Annotated in this window: 1 protein-coding gene; it reads left to right on the top strand. The window is 66.9% G+C overall.

Annotated elements, in window-relative coordinates; all coding sequences use genetic code 11:
- The coding region (locus AU188_RS18850; RefSeq protein ID WP_286137555.1) for a condensation domain-containing protein at positions 1 to 1725 on the top strand (1725 nt) is incomplete at both ends.

The following is a 1725-nucleotide window of genomic DNA, read 5'->3' as shown; positions in this document are numbered from 1 at the left end:
TCCTCGACCTGCAGCGGGTCGGCATCGACGACTCCTTCTTCGACCTCGGCGGAGACTCCGTATCGGCCATGCGCGTCATCGCCGCGATCAACGCCGGCCTTCACGCCGATCTCCCTGTGCGCGCCTTGTTCGATGCGCCGACTGTCGGTCAACTGGCGCCCCGAATCAACCGCGATGCGGGCGGTCGCGAACCGTTGGTGCCCGTCCAGCGGCCTGCGGTGATTCCGCTGTCATTCGCCCAGAGCCGGCTGTGGGTCATCGACCAATTGCACGGTCCCTCGGCGGTTTACCACATAGTGTTGGCGTTGCAACTGCACGGGCTACTTGACGCCGATGCGCTACGCGCGGCGCTCGGAGACGTGGTGGACCGCCACGAAACCCTGCGCACGCTGTTCGTCGCGCCCGACGGGACCGCTCAGCAGCTGGTGGTTCCCAGTGCGCGAGCCGATGTCGGCTTGCACGTCGTCGATGCCACGGCATGGTCAGCAGACCGGCTGACGGACGCCATCGGCGACGCGGCGGCGAAGACCTTCGACCTGGCCACCCAGATTCCCTTGCGGGCGAGCCTATTCGGCGTCGCCGACGACGACCATGTCCTGGTGGGCGTCGTACATCACATCGCCGCCGACGGCTGGTCGTTGGCCCCACTGGTGCGGGACCTCGGTGAGGCCTACGAGGCCCGCCGACACGGACAGCCACCCCAATGGAATCCGTTGCCGGTGCAATACGTCGACTACACGATGTGGCAACGGTCGCGGTTCGGTGATCTCGACGACAGCGACAGCCGAATCGCCGCGCAGCTGGCCCACTGGGAGCAGGTCTTGGCGGGTCTGCCGGAGCGGCTGCAGCTGCCGACGGACCGGCCTTATCCGGTGCTCGCCGATCAACGGGGCGCCAGTCTGGCGGTGGATTGGCCCGCCGAATTGCAGCACCGGGTGCGGGAGGTGGCCGCGGAGTATCACGCGACTCCGTTCATGGTGATGCAGGCCGGCCTGGCGGTGTTGCTGTCGCGGCTGAGCGCCAGCTCCGATGTGGCGGTGGGTTTTCCGATCGCCGGCCGCAGTGATCCCGGGCTCGACGAGCTGATCGGCTTCTTCGTCAACACGCTGGTGCTGCGGGTCGATCTGACCGGCAATCCCAGCTTCGCCGAGTTGCTCGACCAGGTGCGGCGGCGCAGCCTGGCGGCGTTCGACCACCAAGACGTGCCGTTCGAGTTGTTGGTGGAGCGGCTCAATCCAGTCCGATCGCTTGCGCATCACCCGTTGGTGCAGGTCCTGTTGGCTTGGCAGAATCTGCCCGGCCTCGGCGATGATCCGGCGGCCGGCTTGTCCCTGGGTGACTTACACGTCACTCAACTGCCGGTCGACACCCACACCGCCCGCATGGATCTGACCTTCTCGCTTGCGGAGCACTTCACCGATTCCGGTCGGCCGGCCGGCATCCGGGGTGCGGTCGAGTTCCGCACCGACATCTTCGATCCGGCCAGCATCCAAGCGCTCGTCGACCGGTTCGAGCGGGTCTTGACGTCGATGACCGCCGATCCGCATCGAGCGATCGCCGCGATCGACGTGCTCGATGCCGGCGAGCACCACCGCTTGGACGAGGTGGGCAACCGCGCGGTGCTGACTGACGCCACGTTCCCGCGCGGATCGGTTCCTGAGTTGTTCGCCGTGCAAGTGGAGCGTCGTCCTGAGGCCGTGGCGGTCAATTGCGGACGGGATTCAT

This window comes from Mycobacterium sp. IS-3022, assembly GCF_001500065.1.
Taxonomy (GTDB): Bacteria; Actinomycetota; Actinomycetes; order Mycobacteriales; family Mycobacteriaceae; genus Mycobacterium.
The sequence above is the reverse complement of the archived record's forward strand: the minus strand, read 5'-3'. Positions and strand labels throughout refer to the sequence as shown.